General features: G+C 69.9%; 15 protein-coding genes. 13 read left to right on the forward strand and 2 right to left on the reverse strand.

Annotation, left to right across the window (positions count from 1 at the left end; all coding sequences use genetic code 11):
• The first annotated feature begins 59 nt into the window (after positions 1-59).
• Positions 60-809 carry a YaaA family protein gene (locus tag AC3WLB_RS08210; RefSeq protein WP_492504984.1) on the forward strand — a complete coding sequence of 250 codons (750 nt, stop codon included), beginning with the start codon at positions 60-62 and terminating at the stop codon, positions 807-809.
• A gap of 26 nt (positions 810-835) precedes the next feature.
• Here the strand turns inward: AC3WLB_RS08210 and AC3WLB_RS08215 are convergent, their stop codons facing one another.
• Positions 836-1348: a methylated-DNA--[protein]-cysteine S-methyltransferase gene (locus AC3WLB_RS08215; RefSeq protein WP_022895063.1), complete on the reverse strand. Its 513-nt coding sequence runs from the start codon at positions 1346-1348 to the stop codon at positions 836-838.
• Between the two features lie 123 nt (positions 1349-1471).
• Here AC3WLB_RS08215 and AC3WLB_RS08220 point away from each other — a divergent pair, with 123 nt between their 5' ends.
• The 5 genes from AC3WLB_RS08220 to rbfA all read left to right on the forward strand — a co-directional run bounded on the left by AC3WLB_RS08220 (position 1472) and on the right by rbfA (position 8117).
• Positions 1472-3235: a proline--tRNA ligase gene (locus AC3WLB_RS08220; RefSeq protein ID WP_492504987.1), complete on the forward strand. Its 1764-nt coding sequence runs from the start codon at positions 1472-1474 to the stop codon at positions 3233-3235.
• Positions 3236-3293: 58 nt separating this feature from the next.
• The gene (gene nusA / locus AC3WLB_RS08225) at positions 3294-4289 is read left to right on the forward strand and encodes a transcription termination factor NusA (RefSeq protein WP_492504989.1); all 996 of its coding nucleotides are present in this window, start codon (positions 3294-3296) and stop codon (positions 4287-4289) included.
• 53 nt (positions 4290-4342) lie between these two features.
• Entirely contained in the window at positions 4343-4615 is a 273-nt protein-coding gene (locus AC3WLB_RS08230) for a YlxR family protein (RefSeq protein WP_492504990.1), read from the forward strand.
• 84 nt (positions 4616-4699) lie between these two features.
• Complete coding sequence (infB, locus tag AC3WLB_RS08235) at positions 4700-7537, forward strand: translation initiation factor IF-2 (RefSeq protein ID WP_492504992.1); 2838 nt, start codon at positions 4700-4702, stop codon at positions 7535-7537.
• 136 nt (positions 7538-7673) lie between these two features.
• Positions 7674-8117 (forward strand): 30S ribosome-binding factor RbfA, encoded by a 444-nt coding sequence (gene rbfA / locus AC3WLB_RS08240; RefSeq protein ID WP_022895059.1) that lies wholly within the window; start codon positions 7674-7676, stop codon positions 8115-8117.
• A gap of 39 nt (positions 8118-8156) precedes the next feature.
• Here rbfA and AC3WLB_RS08245 read toward each other — a convergent pair whose 3' ends face one another.
• Complete coding sequence (locus AC3WLB_RS08245) at positions 8157-9047, reverse strand: HhH-GPD family protein (protein ID WP_492504994.1); 891 nt, start codon at positions 9045-9047, stop codon at positions 8157-8159.
• Between the two features lie 70 nt (positions 9048-9117).
• Between AC3WLB_RS08245 and AC3WLB_RS08250 the strand changes: the two genes are divergently transcribed.
• Genes AC3WLB_RS08250 through deoC form a run of 7 tightly spaced genes read left to right on the forward strand, consistent with a single transcriptional unit; the run spans position 9118 to position 14892 of the window.
• Positions 9118-9732: a nucleoside/nucleotide kinase family protein gene (locus AC3WLB_RS08250; RefSeq protein WP_492504996.1), complete on the forward strand. Its 615-nt coding sequence runs from the start codon at positions 9118-9120 to the stop codon at positions 9730-9732.
• Between the two features lie 51 nt (positions 9733-9783).
• Positions 9784-10770: a tRNA pseudouridine(55) synthase TruB gene (gene truB / locus AC3WLB_RS08255; protein WP_492504998.1), complete on the forward strand. Its 987-nt coding sequence runs from the start codon at positions 9784-9786 to the stop codon at positions 10768-10770.
• Positions 10767-11135: a hypothetical protein gene (locus tag AC3WLB_RS08260; protein ID WP_492505000.1), complete on the forward strand. Its 369-nt coding sequence runs from the start codon at positions 10767-10769 to the stop codon at positions 11133-11135. The genes truB and AC3WLB_RS08260 overlap by 4 nt, the downstream gene beginning before the upstream one ends.
• Positions 11136-11188: 53 nt before the next feature.
• Positions 11189-11599: a hypothetical protein gene (locus AC3WLB_RS08265; protein ID WP_031280955.1), complete on the forward strand. Its 411-nt coding sequence runs from the start codon at positions 11189-11191 to the stop codon at positions 11597-11599.
• Positions 11596-12543, forward strand: coding sequence for a bifunctional riboflavin kinase/FAD synthetase (locus AC3WLB_RS08270; RefSeq protein ID WP_492505002.1), 948 nt, complete (start codon positions 11596-11598; stop codon positions 12541-12543). The genes AC3WLB_RS08265 and AC3WLB_RS08270 overlap by 4 nt, the downstream gene beginning before the upstream one ends.
• A complete protein-coding gene (locus AC3WLB_RS08275) occupies positions 12530-13825 on the forward strand; it encodes an MFS transporter (protein WP_492505004.1) in 1296 nt (431 codons plus the stop codon). Before AC3WLB_RS08270 ends, AC3WLB_RS08275 begins: the two co-directional genes overlap by 14 nt.
• A gap of 59 nt (positions 13826-13884) precedes the next feature.
• Positions 13885-14892 (forward strand): deoxyribose-phosphate aldolase, encoded by a 1008-nt coding sequence (deoC, locus tag AC3WLB_RS08280; protein ID WP_492505006.1) that lies wholly within the window; start codon positions 13885-13887, stop codon positions 14890-14892.
• Positions 14893-14895: the final 3 nt, after the last annotated feature.

Below are 14895 nucleotides of genomic sequence, written 5' to 3' on the forward strand. Positions count from 1 at the left end.
GCCGCACCCGCTCTCCGGAGCCGGGTGCGGCGGTCTTTTCGTCGTGAAAGGCGAACATCGTGCTCATTCTGCTGCCACCCTCCGAGACGAAGCGTGACGGGGGAGCGGGCGCTGCGCTCGACTACGCGGCGCTCTCGCACCCCGGTCTCTCGCGCGTGCGTCGCCAGCTCGTGCGCCGGGTGAGCGCCCTCGCCCGCACGCCGGAGGAGATGATGTCGCGCCTGAAGCTCGGGCCGAAGCTCGCCTTCGAGGTGGAACGCAATCGCACGCTGGCGAAGTCGCCCACGATGGCGGCGATGGACCGGTACACCGGGGTGCTCTACGAAGCGCTCGACGCCCCCGCGCTGGACGCCGCCGCCCGGGCGTTCCTCGCCGGCCACGTGCGCATCCACTCCGCGCTCTTCGGCCTGCTCGGCGCCGCCGATCCCATCCCCGCTTACCGGCTGTCCCACGACTCCCGACTCGAACCGCCGACGCTGACCGCGACCTGGGCCGCCGCCGTGTCGAAGGAGTTGCTGGCCCACCGCGACGAACTGGTGCTCGACCTCCGCTCGGAGGCCTACGTGCATCTCGGGCCGGTGCCGGCAGCGGTGGCGCAGAGCTACTTCGTGCGCGTGGTGACCGCGGGTGCCGATGGCACGAAGCGCGCGCTCAATCACTTCAACAAGAAGGGCAAGGGCGAGCTCGTGCGGGCGCTCGCACAGCACGGGGAGGACTTCGCCGACGTCGACGCACTGCTGGCGTGGGGCCGCGCATCCGCACACCGGCTCTCGATCGCGCCGAACGGTGAGTTGCTGCTCGAGGTGTGAACGCGGTGCGCCGCACGCGCCGGCGCTCAGGCATGCCCGATGCTCTCGTGGTCGAGCAGCCACGCCTTCGTGCGCACCCCCTCGCCCCAGCTGTAGCCCGTGATGCGCCCCGAGGCGGACAGCACACGATGGCAGCCCACGAACAGCGGTGTCGGATTCGACGCGATGGCGTTGCCGACCGCACGCCCTGAGCCCGCCTTGCCCACGGCTGCGGCGATCGCACCATAGGTCGTGACCTCGCCCCAGCCCAGGCGTGCGAGCTGGTGCCACACCGACCGCTGGAAGGGCGTGCCGCGCTGGGCGATCGGCACGGTGAAGGTGCGGCGATAGCCGTCGAAGTACTCGAGCAATTGCGCGGCGCCCTCATCGGCGATGGTGTTCGAGTCGTAGGCGAGACCGTCGTGGGGCAGCACGCCCTGGTGTTCGATGGCGACCGCCGTCACGGCCAGCCCGTCGCTCGCCACCTCGATGCGGCCGATGGGGGTGTCGCAGCGTTGCAGGTACGGCGACGCCGACCGCAGTTGAATCAAAGTGTCCATGCCCAGGACGCTAGGCAGTGCGGCACTGCCTCGGGGAGCCGAGCGCGCATCTGTGGAGACCGGTGACCACTCCCGGGATCCGGGTGGAGAAGACAGCCGGGGCAGGCTGGCTAAACTCGATCTGTGCCTACTCGCTTGACGAACTACTTCCTCCGGACCCTCCGTGACGTGCCCTCCGACGCGGAGGTGACGAGTCACATCCTTCTGGTGCGGGCGGGGTACATCCGCCGCCAGGCGCCGGGCATCTTCGCCTGGTTGCCGCTCGGCCTGCGGGTCAAGGCGAAGATCGAGTCGATCATCCGCGAGGAGATGGCGGCGGCGGGAGCCTTCGAGGTGCATTTCCCGGCGCTGCTGCCCAAGGAGCCCTACGAGGCGACCGGGCGGTACGACGAGTACGGGCCCGCCATGTTCCGCCTGGCCGACCGCCGCGAGGCCGGCATGGTGCTCGCGCCCACGCACGAGGAGGTCTTCACCCTGCTCGTCAAAGACCTCTACTCGAGCTACAAAGACCTGCCGCTCACGATCTACCAGATCCAGGACAAGTACCGCGACGAGGCACGCCCCCGCGCCGGGCTCCTGCGCGGCCGCGAGTTCACCATGAAGGACGCGTACTCCTTCGACGCGAGCGACGCCGGTCTCGAGGCGTCGTACCAGGCGCAGCGCGACGCCTACGAGCGCATCTTCCAGCGGCTCGGCCTCGAGTACGTGATCGTGAAGGCGGATGCGGGGGCCATGGGCGGCTCGAAGAGCGAGGAGTTCCTGCACCCGACCCCGGTGGGCGAGGACACCTTCGTGCGGTCGGCGGGCGGATACGCGGCGAACGTCGAGGCGTTCACCACCCTCGCGCCGCCCGCGCGCAGCTACGAGAAGCTCACCCCCGCGGAGGTGCTCGACACCCCGGAGACCCCCACCATCCAGACGCTCGTCGACCGGGCGAACACCGCCCACCCGCGCCCCGACGGACGCGCCTGGACGGCGGCCGACACCTTGAAGAACGTAGTGCTCGCGCTCACGCATCTCGATGGCCGGCGTGAACTCGTCGTCGTGGGGCTGCCGGGCGACCGCGAGGTCGACCTCAAGCGCGCCGAAGTGGCCTTCGCACCGGCTGAGGTCGAGCCCGCCACCGAGGCCGACTTCGCCGCGCACCCCGGCTTGGTCAAGGGGTACATCGGCCCCTGGTCGCCCGATGGTGCTGTGCTCGGCGAGGAGTCGAGCACGGGCATCCGCTACCTCGTCGACCCGCGGGTCTCCGACGGCAGCGGGTGGATCACCGGAGCCAACGTGCACGGCAAGCACGTGTTCGGGCTGGTCGCCGGCCGCGACTTCCAGGCCGACGGAACGGTGGAGGCGGCCGAGGTGCTCGCAGGCGACCCCGCGCCCGACGGCTCGGGGCCGGTGGAGCTGGCGCGCGGCATGGAGATCGGTCACGTCTTCCAGCTCGGCCGCAAGTACGCCGAGGCGCTCGGGCTCAAGGTGCTCGACGAGAACGGCAAGCTGGTGACGGTCACCATGGGGTCCTACGGCATCGGGGTGACGCGCATCCTCGCGATCATCGCCGAGCTGAACAACGACGACAAGGGCCTCATCTGGCCGCCCGCCGTCGCGCCCTTCGACGTGCACGTCATCGCCACCGGCCGCGAGCCCGGCATCTTCGAAGCGGCTGAGCAGGTCGTCGCCGACCTGGAGGCGGCGGGGCTCGACGTGCTCTTCGACGACCGGCCGAAGGTCTCGCCCGGTGTGAAGTTCGGCGACGCGGAGCTGATCGGCGTGCCGAAGATCGTGATCGTCGGCCGCGGCGTCGCCGAGGGCCAGGTGGAGCTCTGGGATCGCGCAAGCGGAGAGCGAACGCAGGTCGCCCTGGATGCCGTGGCGGCCAGCTTCGGGTAGTCTGTCCGTTTGACTGCCGGAGTCATCGGCACTGAGATCTGAACAGAGGAGGCCGGAGATGGACATCGACCTCAGCGTCTTGCGTCTCTTGGAACGCGAGCGAGAGATTCCCTTCGAGGAACTCGTGGGAATCATCGAGCAGGCCATTCTGACGGCATTCCTCAAGCACACCGACCGCCCCGCCACGGTCGAGGGCACGCCCGCCGCGCGAGTGCATCTCGACCGCAAGACCGGCCACATCAGCATCTACGTGCCCGAGTACGACGAGGACGGCGTGGTGATCGGCGAGGCCGAGGAGAACCCGAGCGACTTCGGCCGCATCGCGGCGTTCGCCGCCAAGCAGGTCATCAACCAGCGTCTGCGCGACATCGCCGACGACCACGTGCTGGGGGAGTTCAAGGGCCGCGAAGGCGACATCATCGCCGGCGTCATCCAGCAGGGGCCGAACCCGCGGATGGTGCACGTCGACCTCGGCACGATCGAAGCCATCCTGCCGCCCGAGGAGCAGGTGCCGGGGGAGAACTACGCCCACGGTTCGCGCATCCGCGTCTACGTGACCAGCGTCGCGAAGGGGCCGAAGGGCCCTTCCATCACGGTCTCGCGAACGCACCCCTCGCTCGTGCGCAAGCTCTTCGCCCTCGAGGTGCCCGAGATCGCGTCGGGCGTGGTCGAGATCGTCTCGCTCGCCCGCGAGGCCGGCCACCGCACCAAGATCGCCGTGCGCGCCACCGAGCCCGGCATCAACGCCAAAGGCGCCTGCATCGGCGAGCTCGGGCAGCGGGTGCGCGCGGTGACTGCAGAGCTCGGCAACGAGAAGATCGACATCGTCGACTACTCCGACGACTTGCCGACCTTCGTCGCCAACGCTCTCTCACCCGCCAAGGTGTCCAGCGCCTTCGTCATCGACGAGTCGCTCAAAGCCGTGCGGGCACTCGTGCCCGATTACCAGCTCTCGCTGGCCATCGGCAAAGAAGGCCAGAACGCACGGCTCGCCGCCAAGCTCACCGGTGCGAAGATCGACATCCAGCCCGACAGCATCCTCGACGGCGACTGATCGGGTCCGCTCCCGGGCGTGGTTCGATCGGACGCCCGGGAATATGGAGTACCATGGAATCTGTTAGAACGTGCGTCGGATGTCGTGCGCGCGCCACGCGGTCCTCTCTTCTGAGGGTCGTTGCCAGGGAAGCCGGTTCTGACCGGCACGCATTGGTCGTCGACGAGTCGGCCACTCTTCCTGGGCGAGGCGCATGGTTGCATCCCTCAAGCGAGTGCTTTCACACCGCGGTCACGCGTCGCGCTTTCGGGCGTGCGCTCCGCGTTGCGGGTGAACTCGACACGACAACATTAGAGAACAGGCTGAACGGCACCGTGAACCCATGAGTGACAACTGATGAGCGGCTCGAAATGAGACCCGTCCGCTACTAACGGTCTGCCCTGTCTGGGTAGACCCCAGACAGGAGAATTGTGGCTGCAAAACCACGTGTACATGAAGTCGCCGCCGAACTCGGCGTCGACAGCAAGGTCGCCCTTGCAACCCTCAAAGAGATGGGCCAGTTCGTCAAGGGCCCGTCGTCGAGCATCGAGCCCCCCGTGGCCCGGCGCTTGAAGGAACGACTCATCGCCGACGGCGCTGCGGCCTCGGGTGCGCCCGCGGGCGGCGCGGCCGCCCCGGCACCGCGGTCGGGTTCGACCGGCCCGCGTCCGGGCGCCCGCCCGGGCGCGCCGACACCCGGCGCCGGCAAGCCCGCTCCGGCCGCGCCCGCAGCTCCCGCTGCGCCCGCCGAGCAGGCTCCCAGCGCGCCGTCGGCACCAGCGCCGTCGACCCCCGCCGCCGCGAAGGCCGATTCCGTCGCCGACGCTCCCGCGGCCTCCGCGACGCCGTCGACGCCCGCTCCCGCGTCCCCGTCCGCTCCTGCTCCCGCAGCAGCTGCGTCCGATTCCGGCGCCCCTCGCCCGGGTGCTCCGCGCCCCGGCATCCCCCGGCCCGGCAACAACCCGTTCTCGAGCCAGCAGGGGATGCCTCGACCCGGCGCACCCCGCCCGGGCAACAACCCCTTCGCCAGCCAGCAGGGCATGGGTCGTGGCGGCACCGGCGGTGGCGCCAACGGCGCCATCCCGCGGCCCGGCGCTCCTCGTCCGGGTGCTCCCCGGCCCGGTGCTCCCCGTCCGGGTGCTCCGCGCCCCGGTGGGCCCGGCAGCTTCCGACCCGGCGGCCAGGGCGGCGGATTCCGCCCCGGTGCCGCGCAGGGCGGCGGCGCTCGCCCGGCGCCCGGCTCGCCCGGCTTCCGCCCCGGCGGCGGCGCTCCCGGCGCCGGTGGTGGGTTCGCCCGCCCGGGTGCCGGCGGTCGTGGCCGCGGACCCGGTGGTGGTACCGCCGGCGCGTTCGGTCGCGGTGGCGGCAAGAGCAAGGCGCGCAAGTCGAAGCGCACGAAGAGGGCAGAATTCGAGCTGCGCGAAGCTCCGTCGCTCGGCGGCGTCAGTGTTCCCCGCGGTGACGGCAACACCGTCATTCGCCTGCGTCGCGGCGCCTCGATCACCGACTTCGCCGACAAGATCGACGCGAGCCCGGGCAACCTGGTGACCGTGCTGTTCCACCTCGGTGAGATGGCGACGGCGACCGAGTCGCTCGACGAGGCCACCTTCCAGGTGCTCGGCGAGGAGCTCGGCTACAAGATCCAGATGGTCTCCCCGGAGGACGAGGATCGCGAGCTGCTCGAAGGCTTCGACATCGACCTCGACCAGGAGCTGGAAGACGAGACCGACGAAGACCTGGAGATCCGTCCCCCGGTCGTCACCGTCATGGGTCACGTCGACCACGGTAAGACGCGCCTGCTCGACGCGATCCGTAACGCGAACGTCGTCGCCGGTGAGGCGGGTGGCATCACCCAGCACATCGGTGCCTACCAGGTCGTCACCGAGCACGAGGGCATCGAGCGCCCGATCACCTTCATCGACACCCCGGGTCACGAGGCGTTCACCGCCATGCGTGCCCGTGGTGCGCAGGTGACCGACATCGCCATCCTCGTGGTCGCCGCCGACGACGGCATCATGCCGCAGACGATCGAGGCCTTGAACCACGCCCAGGCGGCCAACGTGCCGATCGTGGTCGCGGTCAACAAGATCGACAAAGAGGATGCGAACCCGGCGAAGGTGCGTCAGCAGCTCACCGAGTACAACCTCGTGGCCGAGGAGTACGGCGGCGACGTCATGTTCGTCGACGTGTCGGCGCGCAACAACATCGGCATCCAGGACCTGCTCGACGCGGTGCTCCTCACCGCCGACGCCGGTCTCGACCTCCGCGCCAACCCGAACAAGGATGCGCGCGGTGTCGCCATCGAGGCGAAGCTCGACAAGGGGCGTGGTGCGGTCGCGACCGTGCTCATCCAGTCGGGAACGCTGCACGTCGGCGACGCCATCGTGGCGGGTACGGCATACGGCCGCGTTCGCGCGATGGTCGACGAGAACGGCGAGACCGTGACCGCGGCGACCCCGTCGCGCCCGGTGCAGGTGCAGGGTCTGTCGACCGTGCCCCGCGCCGGCGACACCTTCCTCGTCACCGAGGAAGACCGCACCGCGCGTCAGATCGCCGAGAAGCGTGAAGCCGCCGAGCGCAACGCGTCGCTGGCCAAGGCCCGCAAGCGCATCTCGCTCGAAGACTTCACCCGTGCCCTCGAAGAAGGCAAGGTCGAAGCCCTCAACCTCATCATCAAGGGTGACGTCTCCGGTGCCGTCGAGGCGCTCGAGGAGTCGCTGCTCAAGATCGAGGTCGACGACTCGGTTCAGCTCCGCATCATCCACCGCGGTGTGGGTGCGGTCACCGAATCCGACGTCAACCTGGCGACCGTCGACAACGCGATCATCATCGGGTTCAACGTGCGCCCCGACACGAAGGCGCGCGAGCGCGCCGCTCGCGAGGGTGTGGACATCCGCTTCTACTCGGTCATCTACAACGCGCTCGACGACATCGAGTCCTCGCTCAAGGGCATGCTCAAGCCCGAGTTCGAAGAGGTGCAGTCGGGCGTGGCGGAGATCCGCGAGATCTTCCGCTCCTCGAAGTTCGGCAACATCGCCGGTGTCATCGTGCGGTCGGGAACGATCACACGCAACGCCAAAGCCCGCGTCATCCGCGAGGGCGTCGTCGTGGGGGACAACCTCGCGATCGAATCGCTGCGACGGTTCAAGGACGACGTCACCGAGGTTCGCACGGACTTCGAAGCGGGTATCGGTCTCGGCAAGTTCAACGACATCCAGGTCGGGGACGAGATCGAGACGATCGAGATGAAGGAGAAGCCGCGCGTCTGACGCGTGGTCGGAATCCGAGGGGGATATTCACTCCCCGCCTAAGGGTTGAGCTGAGCTCAAAGGCGGCGGGGAGCGAGTATCCCCCTCGGATTCCTTCGCTCCACATCCGGTAACGGCCGGAAAGAGAAGGGATGAGATGGCTGATCCACAGCGGGCCGCCAAGATGGCGGATCGGATCAAAGAGATCGTGGCTCGACGGCTGGAGCGGGGGATTCGGGACCCGCGGCTGGGGTTCGTGACGATCACGGATGTTCGGGTCACGGGGGATCTTCAGCACGCGTCGATCTTCTACACCGTTTACGGGGACGAGCAGGAGCGCGCCGATTCGGCTGCCGCCCTGAAGTCGGCCACGGGCATGCTACGGAGCGAGGTGGGGAAGAACATCACCGCTCGGCTCACGCCGTCGCTCGAGTTCATCGCCGACGCGCTGCCCGAGAACGCTCAGGTGCTCGAAGGTCTGCTCGCCGAGGCTCGCGCGCGCGACGCCGAGGTGGAGGGGCTGGCGAAGACCGCCCAGTACGCGGGGGATGAAGATCCCTACGTCAAGCCCCGGGTCGTTCCGGAGGACGACGAGGACTGAACGACGAGGACTGAGCGGCGAGCAACGCTGCTGCCTCGGTCAGGGGAGGGCGAAGAGGTCGTGTGCCGTCGTCACGACCAGGCCGTCCTGGATCAGGCCCGTCAGTGCCCGGTCGAACTGGGCGGGGTCGGCGACGAGCGCTGCGAGCTCCGCGCGGGGCACCGGATGCGCATCCGTGCGCAGGCGCTTCAGGATGGCACCGCGCGCCTGACGGTCGGAGCCCTCGTACTTCTTCTGCCGGGGTTTGCGCACGATCTCGATCTCCGGGTAGCCGGCTGACCGCCAGGCGCAGACGTCGGCGAGCGGGCAGAGATCGCATTTCGGGGAGCGGGCCGTGCAGATGAGCGCGCCGAGCTCCATCATGCCCGCGTTGAAGCGGGCCGCCGCGTCGTCGTCCGCGGGGAGCAGGGCCGTCATGGCCGGGAGGTCGCGTTTCGCGTTCGGCGTGGAGGCATCCGGATGCCCGTCGACGGCCCGCGCGATCACGCGACGCACATTCGTGTCGACCACCGGTGCGCGCACCCCGAAGGCGAACACGGCGACCGCCCGGGCGGTGTAGTCGCCGACGCCCGGGAGCGTGAGCAGGGCATCCACATCGCTCGGCACCGCGCCGTCGAAACGCTCCGTGATGGCGACGGCGCAGGCATGCAGGTTGAGGGCGCGGCGGGGATAGCCGAGCGATTCCCAGGCACGGACGGCATCACCGGGCGCGGCGGCGGCGAGATCGGCCGGAGCCGGCCACCGGGTGAGCCATTCGTCCAGGCGCGGGACGACCCGCACGACCGGTGTCTGCTGCAGCATGAACTCGCTGACCAGGGTGCCCCACGGTGGGAAGCCCGGACGACGCCACGGCAGGTCGCGGGCGTGCCGTGCGAACCAGCCGATCACGAGAGCCGCGAACTGCTCGCGATTCACTCGGGTCGGGGGCACCTGACCACCCTACGCCGCCGCTCGGCGGCGCCCGGGCCGCCACAGAACCTGGGCGACGTAGAATCGGGACATGGTGCAGAGTGCGACGCCGGCGAGCGACTTCGCCGATGCCCTGATGGGCGAGATCCGGCACAACTACCGGCTCGGCCGTGTGCTCGTGGCCATCGACGGCGTTGAAGGCACGCAGGCGTTCGCCGACGAACTGGCCGAGGCCTATCGCCGCGCCGACCACCCCGTCTTCCGCGCGTCGCTCGACGACTTCCAGCGCCCGCGTGCCGCCCGGGAACTGCGCGGAGCGAACTCACCCGAGGGCTACTACTTCGACCGCTACGACCTCGCCACATTGCAACGCGTGCTGATCGAGCCCTTCCGCCTGGCCGGCAGCACCGGGTTCCAGACGGCAGCATTCGACGCCGCGCGTGACGTCGAGCGCGAATCGAAGTGGCTCACCGGCCCGGCCGACGCCACCCTCATCCTGGATGGTCCGTTCCTCCAGCGGCCGGGGCTCCGCGGCCAGTTCAATTTCACGGCCTACCTCGAGGGGCGGCAGTTCGGCCTCGACCCGGTCGTGATCGGTGCCGACGAGCTCTACCAGGCCGAAGCCGGCCCGCGTTTCGGGGCCGCAGCGATCATCGACGTGGCCGACCCCGCGCATCCGCGTCGCAGCTTCGCCGACTCCTGCTGAGCGACCCGCGCGCGACCGTCCGGTCGCGATGCACCTGTTAGCGTGTCAGGCGTGCCGCATCAGCCTCCCGTCCCCGCCGCGCGTCGACCCGAGTCGGCTCGGAGCGGCATCCTGCTCGTCGACAAGAGCGGCGGGCTGACGAGCCACGACGTCGTCGCCCGCACCCGGCGCCTCGCCGGCACCCGCAAGGTGGGGCACGCGGGAACGCTCGATCCGCTCGCCACGGGCCTGCTCGTGCTCGGCGTCAACAGCTCGACACGGCTGCTCACCTACGTGGTCGGGCTCGACAAGGAGTACCTGGCCACGGTGCGCCTGGGGGCCGCCACCGCCACCGACGACTCCGAGGGCGAGCCCCTGGGCGTCGCCGATGCGGCCCTGGTGGCCGGTCTCGACGACGCGGCGCTCCGCCGGGCGTTCGCGACGCAGGTCGGCAGCATCGTGCAGGTGCCGAGCTCGGTCAGCGCCATCAAGGTCGACGGTCAGCGGGCGTACGCCCGGGTGCGCGCGGGGGAGGACGTCGTGCTCGCCGGGCGACCGGTCGAGATCGCCGAGATCGAGTTGCTCGGCGATGCGCGCCGCGAGCAGACCGCGGACGGGCATCCGGTCGTCGACATCGACGTGCGGGTGGTCTGCTCCTCGGGCACGTACATCCGCGCCATCGCCCGCGACGTCGGAGCGGCGCTCGGCGTGGGCGGTCATCTCACGAGCCTTCGGCGCACCCGCATCGGACCGTTCCCGGTGACCGCGGCCCACACCCTCGACGAGCTGCGCGCCCTTACCGACGAGGGATCGGCGCTGCCGTTGATCGACCCCGCCGACATCGCACGGCAGCTCTTCCCGGTGCTCGAGGTGACGGGTGCGGAGGCCACGGCGCTCGGGCACGGCAAGCGCATCCCGCTTCCGGATGCACAGGGCCACGGCCCGCTCGCCGCCATCACGCCCGAGGGCCGACTGCTGGGCCTCGTCGAGATCGTCGCGGGCCAGGGCAAGAGCATTGTCAACTTCCCGCCCGACGAGTACGCAGGAGAGAACGCATGATCGAGTGGTTCACCATCGTGCAGGTGGCCGTGGCCGTCGCCGGCGGGCTGCTCTGCGTCATCCTGGGGCTCGCCGGCCGTAAACCCAACGACCTCACCATGGGCGCTGCGGCGCTCGTGGAGCTGCTGCTCATCGTGCAGCTGATCATCGCCATCGTCTCGCCCCTGTTCGGCAACGAACCGAGCGGCAGCCTGCTGGAGTTCTACATCTACCTCGTCTCTGCGGTGCTGCTGCCGGTGGCGGGCGGCTTCTGGGCGCTGATCGAGCGCAGTCGCTGGAGCACGGTGATCCTCGGCGCAGTCTGCCTCGCCGTCGCGGTGATGGTGTACCGCATGAACGCCATCTGGTTCGTGCAGGGGGCGTGACGGCCGGACGGGCGACCGGGGGCGGATGCGCGGTGCCATAAACTCGTACTGCCATGGCTCAAGAGACACTCGCTGAACGCCCCCGAACCCGTGCCCGTGGAATCGGGCGGGTGCTCATCATCGTCTACGGCATCCTCGCCCTCGCCGCGACCGGCCGCTCGGTGTACGAGATCATCGCCAAGTTCGACCAGGCCCCGTTCGCCTACACGCTCTCGGCCGTGGCCGCCGTGGTCTACATCGTGGCCACCATCGCGCTCATCGCGCCCGGGCCGGTCTGGTACCGCGTCGCCTGGGTCACCATCACCTTCGAGCTCGTCGGCGTGCTCACCGTCGGCACCCTCAGCCTGTTCCTGCCCGAGTTGTTCGCCAAGGCGTCGGTGTGGTCGTGGTACGGCATGGGCTACCTCTTCATTCCGCTCGTGCTGCCGGTGCTCGGCATGCTGTGGCTGCGGCGGACGCGATGAAGATTTATCGCGGCCTCGACGGAGCTCCCGCAGGTCTCGGGCCTTCCGCTGTCACGATCGGCAAGTTCGACGGGGTGCACGCCGGGCATCGCGCGGTGATCGCCGAGTTGATCAGCGTGGCCACCGCGCGTCAGCTGACCTCGATCGCCATCACCTTCGACCGGCATCCGCTCGCTCAGCTCGACCCGCTCGCGCGCCCCGACGCGCTCCTCGGCATCGAGCAGAAGCTCGAACTGCTCGAGTCGACCGGCGTCGACGTGGCCCTGGTGCTGAACTTCGACGCCGCGCTGGCGGCGATGCCTCCGCGCGAGTTCGTGTCGCGCGTGCTGCACGAGATCTGCGGCACCCGGGTGGTGATGGTCGGCTCCGACTTCCGATTCGGTGCCCGCGGCGAGGGGAACATCGACACCCTGCGCACCCTCGGCACCGAGTTCGGCTTCGACGTCGACCTCATCCCCGAGGTGAAACCCGGCGAGGCACGGAAGGTCTCGTCGACCTGGATCCGCGAGCTCCTGGCCGCCGGCGAGGTCGAACGCGCCGGCGAACTGCTCGGCCGCACCCCGTCGGTGCGCGGCATGGTGGTGCACGGGGCGGCCCGCGGACGCGAGCTCGGCTTCCCCACGGCGAACCTCTCCCCGGAGTCGCAGGGGCTCATCCCGGCCGACGGCGTGTACGCGGGGTGGCTCACCGACCTGAGCCACGGCGGGCAGCGGTACCCGGCCGCCATCTCGGTGGGCAGCAACCCGACCTTCGCGGGCGTGCCGCCCAAGCAGGTCGAGGCGTATGTGCTCGATCGGGAGCTCGACCTCTACGACCACGTGGTCGACGTCTCCTTCGTCGCGCGCATCCGCGGCCAGGTGCGCTTCACCGGCATCGAGCCGCTGATCGCGCAGATGAACCAGGATGTCGAGGGCGTGCGTGCCCTGCTGAATGACGCCTCCTGAGGCGGCGGGCGCCACCGCCGTGCGCCCGCTCTGGCGTGGCCGCGTGCTCGCGCTCGTCGCCATCGTGCTCGTCGCGCTGAACCTCCGCACGGCGGTGGCGGCGCTCTCACCGATCTTCGACGAGATCGGCGGCGACATCGCCCTCGGCAGCGTCGGCATCGGTCTGCTCGGCATGCTGCCGCCGATCTGCTTCGCCGTGGTGGGCCTGTTCGCGCCGACGCTGCATCGACGGTTCGGGCTCGAGCCGGTGATGATCGGTGCCCTCGCGGCGATCCTGATCGGTGAGCTCGCCCGCGGCGCGGCCGCCGACTACCTGATGCTCGCCCTGGCGAGCACTCTCACCTTCGCCGGGATGGGCGTCGCGAACGTGCTGCTGCCGCCGCTCGTGAAGCGTTACTTCCCGGACCGGATCGGCCTCATCACGTCGCTCTACGCCACGGTGATGGCGATCGGGGCATCCGTTCCCGCACTCGTGGCCGTGCAGGTAAGCGACAGCGCGGGCTGGCGCATCGCGGTGGGCATGTGGGCGGTGCTCGCGGTGCTCGCGTTGCTGCCACTCGTGCTCCTGCACCTCGGCGAGCTGCGCGCGAGGCGGGACGCGACCGCGCCGGCGCCGGAACGGGCGCACCCGGAGGTGGCTGCGCAGGACGAGGACGAGGACGCGGAGGTGGCCGCGCCCCGGCCGGCGAGCTTCGGCCGGCTCTGGCGCTCGCCCATCGCCTGGTCGCTGATGCTCGTCTTCGCGGTCACCGGCCTCAACTCCTACGCCCTGTTCGCCTGGCTCCCCGAGGTCTTGGTCGACGTCTCGGGAGTCACGCAGGCGCAATCCGGCGCGCTCCTGTCGCTGTTCGCCCTGATGGGCCTGCCGGCCGCGCTGCTCGTGCCCGTTCTGGCCACGCGGATGCGCACGGTCTACCCCCTCGTGGCGCTGGCGGTCGGGTTCTACCTCATCGGCTACGGCGGTCTGCTGCTCGCGCCGGCCGCCGCGCCGTGGCTCTGGGTCGGCGCCATCGGACTCGGGCCGATGCTGTTCCCGCTGTGCCTCGTGTTGATCAACCTCCGCACGCGCACCCATCTCGGCGCAGTGGCCCTCAGCTCCTTCGTGCAGAGCCTCGGGTACGGCCTGAGCGCACTCGGCCCGCTCGTGGTGGGGGTGCTGCACCAGGCATCCGGTGGTTGGACGATTCCTCTGCTCGTCCTGCTCGCCACGGCTCTCACCTTGGCGATCTGCGGCATTGTGGTCTCGAAGCCCCGCATGCTCGAGGACGAGTGGCAGAATTGACCGATGCGCCCGGCACGGACCGTGCGGCGCGACAACGACGAGAGAAGTACGGAGACGTCGTGACGATAGAACGAGCGGTCAGTCCCGCGCAGCGCGCCATTCAGGTGCTGGGCGACGACCTCACCGAATCCACCCTGAAGCGGTACCTCGAGGGCATCCCCGGCATCGACGCCGTGGGCCTCGAGCAACGCGCGGCCGGCCTCGGCACGCGGTCGATCAAGACCACGTCGAAGGCCTGGGCGCTCGACAAGATCATCGAGCTGATCGACCTCACCACCCTCGAAGGCGCGGACACGCCCGGCAAGGTGCGGTCGCTGGTGGCCAAGGCGCTGCTGCCGGATCCGTCCGACCTGAGTGCTCCGCGGGTGGCAGCGGTGTGCGTGTACGGCGACATGGTGCCCTACGCCGTCGACGCCCTGGGCGCGGCGCACGCGGCGGGCGGCACCGAGGGCATCGCCGTCGCCGCCGTCGCGACGGCGTTCCCCAGCGGCCGGGCGTCGCTCGCGGTGAAGCTCGCCGACACCGCGGATGCGGTGGCCGCCGGGGCCGACGAGATCGACATGGTGATCGACCGGGGGGCGTTCCTGTCCGGTCGCTACGGTGCCGTCTTCGACGAGATCGTGGCAGTGAAGGAGGCCTGCCGGCGCGCGGACGGGTCGTTCGCGCACCTCAAGGTGATCCTCGAGACCGGTGAACTCACCACCTACGACAACGTGCGCCGGGCATCCTGGCTCGCGATCCTCGCCGGCGGCGATTTCATCAAGACCTCCACCGGCAAGGTGGCACCCGCGGCCACCCTGCCGGTCACGCTCTCGATGCTCGAGGTCGTGCGCGACTGGCACCGCCTCACGGGCGAGCGCATCGGCGTGAAGCCGGCCGGTGGCATCCGCTCGTCGAAGGATGCGATCAAGTACCTCGTGACGGTCGCCGAGACGGTGGGCGAGGAGTGGCTGCAGCCGCACCTGTTCCGCTTCGGGGCGTCGAGCCTCCTGAACGACGTGCTGCTGCAGCGTCAGAAGATCACGTCGGGTCACTACTCCGGCGCCGACTACGTGACCATCGACTAGGAG

Source organism: Herbiconiux sp. FW305-C-125, from assembly GCF_058783455.1.

Coding starts and splice junctions, on each gene's coding strand:
- AC3WLB_RS08215 (WP_022895063.1), bottom strand. CDS start 1,348: ATGGACACTTTGATTCAACTGCGGTCGGCGTCGCCGTACCTGCAACGC.
- AC3WLB_RS08250 (WP_492504996.1), top strand. CDS start 9,118: ATGGTGCAGAGTGCGACGCCGGCGAGCGACTTCGCCGATGCCCTGATG.
- AC3WLB_RS08275 (WP_492505004.1), top strand. CDS start 12,530: ATGACGCCTCCTGAGGCGGCGGGCGCCACCGCCGTGCGCCCGCTCTGG.
- AC3WLB_RS08270 (WP_492505002.1), top strand. CDS start 11,596: ATGAAGATTTATCGCGGCCTCGACGGAGCTCCCGCAGGTCTCGGGCCT.
- nusA (WP_492504989.1), top strand. CDS start 3,294: ATGGACATCGACCTCAGCGTCTTGCGTCTCTTGGAACGCGAGCGAGAG.
- AC3WLB_RS08230 (WP_492504990.1), top strand. CDS start 4,343: ATGGAATCTGTTAGAACGTGCGTCGGATGTCGTGCGCGCGCCACGCGG.
- AC3WLB_RS08260 (WP_492505000.1), top strand. CDS start 10,767: ATGATCGAGTGGTTCACCATCGTGCAGGTGGCCGTGGCCGTCGCCGGC.
- rbfA (WP_022895059.1), top strand. CDS start 7,674: ATGGCTGATCCACAGCGGGCCGCCAAGATGGCGGATCGGATCAAAGAG.
- AC3WLB_RS08265 (WP_031280955.1), top strand. CDS start 11,189: ATGGCTCAAGAGACACTCGCTGAACGCCCCCGAACCCGTGCCCGTGGA.